Here is a 2,292-nt window from a genome sequence, read left to right as displayed (position 1 = left end):
GCCTTGTATCGCTCGGCGACAGCGACAGCGTCAAGGCCGTCGTAAACCCGATTGTGGGCTTTGATTTGGTTCGCGGTCGCCAAAACGTCCTCATAAGTACCGCCGTGCTCTAGAACTTCCTTGAACTTGGGAAGCTGAGACGGCCACTGGTTGGCAGTCTTTGCCAGCAGCGCTACGGTCTCGAGGCGTCGATCGTCCACGACATGGGTTCCGTAGCGATCGAGCAAATTCGTGGCCGTTTCTGTTGCGCTTTTTACTTGTGGATAGTCGACATTTGCATGGATCCACTTTTTGCCATCATTCGACGACGCCCAGCGATTTATGCTGTCGCGAGTATCCGCATCGATGAACGTGATAGACGTTCGCCCGTGTTCCCCGTTTCCGTGGCTAAGCAAGTCCGAACGAAGTTGCGTCAGATCAGTTGTGAATGGCAGGGCGTTGGCGCGCGCATATCTCTCCGACTGATCAATCAGTCCATCGACGTACGTTGTTTGTCCGGGAGCCGCCGGTCCCTCGGTATCACCCAGGCCCCAGGTTCCTCTTTGGCCGAGATCCACCTGAATAGTGCCTATCGAGTAGCCACTATTTGCAGCGACGCTTCCTACCTCTCCCCAGTTGCGGTCATTGAGGCCTGCAACGCTCAACCGGTAGGATGCCGGACCACCTTCCGTGCCGCGTCCAACAATGAAGTAAACCGCACCGGCTAGCGATTCCGCGTCTCGCGTATCTGGTCCTGTCATAGAAAATCCTCCTTGAGAGCTCGTCGGATACTAGTCATTTACGAAATAGACAAAATTCTCCAGGACGTTAGCCTGGTCGCAATACCTGAATACTTCGCTGAGGCTGGCTTCGATACTTGCCGTCTTGTCAGTCGCACGAAGATCGAGCTCCGCATTGACAGCCTTTCCGTTGAAGTCCAGCCACGAGCGCTCGGCGGCTTTCATGCTCTCTTTGGCTCTTGGTTCGAGCTTGGTCATCAGGATGGCGTAYGCTTTATTCAGACGAGCGTCCTGAACCTTTTTTTCCGAAGAAGTGCATGAGCCGAGCGCGACCATGTCACTTCCTGCCTTGTCAGCACAGGCATAAAATGCCTCGGTGATTCCCTTTGGGGCTCCTTGCCGGATTGATTGGCTTGCTCCGGAATTCGCAGCAAATGCAGAACTAGCGCAAACGGACAGCGCTGTAAGCGTTGCGAACGTCTTGATCCAATGCATGTACGTCTCCTTGGCTATGGGCTTTGAAAGCTACCCGAATCGGAACGCTCAATCCATTGATCACGTCTTAAGCGTGACGATGGACACCGAAAGTGCTCGAGGCTCGAGCGTCGTCTCCCGTTCTTTCGACGGTATCTTGAGATTCGACTCAAGTACGTTCTGACATCACAGATCTCTCGATGTCGGCGACAGTCCGCTTTCCATGGATACGATGTCGCTTCGCTATGCATTGATCCAGTGGAAATATGAGAAGCAGAGCTTGGTTGGCAGTCAGGGCAGAACGGCGTTCCGACATTCTCATGACAACAGATCGTAGAGTTTGATAGGTTCTTTCCGTTGCCTGCGGAACCGCTTTCTGCACACCGCAGGCAACCATCGCTCGAAACGACAAGAAGCGCGGACCAGGGGTGTTAGAAGCACCACAAGGTCCGCTGACCGCAATCAACAACACAGGTTGACCATGGCTAAGCCAAATACTAAGGCATTCCCCCGCGCGCCGCTCCCCGACGGTGCCTCCCTCAACGGTAGTCGGGCCGTCTGCATACGTCGCAGACACGGTTGACGAACCGCGGCGCCCGCCGTTGCACTGAGACATTTCTTGCCAACGCTATCTGGCGCGCAGCCGCGTGCCCGGCAGGTAACGACTGACGCCGCCATCCACTTCTCGATCAAACCGCCCGGCGTCCGGTCACGGACACGCCGTTGATAACTCATCGTCCGAGCGATGGTGGTGCGTCGTGTTGTATGCGACGTGCCACGCCTCGGCGGAAGCGCGGATAACTGGAGCTAATCATGGAAAAGTACGGAACACTCGGCGAGGGGAGCTTTTGCCTCGACGAGGAGGCGGGCGTGAATGCGCTGTTGAACGATGCGATGGAGTTCTTACAGTACGCGCGCGGGTTGACGGGGTTGCTCGTCGAGACGCTGCAGGATGACGACGTTCTTGACCGGCGGCGATTGCTTCTGGCGCTGGGGGCGATCGATGCATTGACCGTCATGGGCGTTCAATGCGCGTCACGAGCGCATCTCAAGATGGAGTGGGACCGGGTTTGAGGGCGGTCGTCATCGCCCTTTGATG

Annotated in this window: 3 protein-coding genes; 1 reads left to right on the top strand and 2 read right to left on the bottom strand. The window is 56.2% G+C overall.

Annotated features, from left to right (window positions below; all coding sequences use genetic code 11):
* Positions 1-740: hypothetical protein (locus tag AC1DVF_RS29030; protein ID WP_477783603.1), on the bottom strand; the 740-nt coding region annotated here is incomplete at its 3' end.
* Between the two features lie 30 nt (positions 741-770).
* Entirely contained in the window at positions 771-1,214 is a 444-nt protein-coding gene (locus AC1DVF_RS29025) for a lysozyme inhibitor LprI family protein (RefSeq protein ID WP_477783602.1), read from the bottom strand.
* Between the two features lie 792 nt (positions 1,215-2,006).
* Here AC1DVF_RS29025 and AC1DVF_RS29020 point away from each other — a divergent pair.
* The gene (locus AC1DVF_RS29020) at positions 2,007-2,267 is read left to right on the top strand and encodes a hypothetical protein (protein ID WP_477783601.1); all 261 of its coding nucleotides are present in this window, start codon (positions 2,007-2,009) and stop codon (positions 2,265-2,267) included.
* The last annotated feature ends 25 nt before the right edge of the window (positions 2,268-2,292 follow it).

The sequence above is a fragment of the Pseudomonas sp. P4_D7 genome, assembly GCF_056401755.1.
This window is presented reverse-complemented; position numbering and strand designations above follow the sequence as displayed.

Bases quoted from the DNA above. Each gene is read 5' to 3' on its own strand.
- AC1DVF_RS29020 (WP_477783601.1), top strand. From the start codon at position 2,007: ATGGAAAAGTACGGAACACTCGGCGAGGGGAGCTTTTGCCTCGACGAG.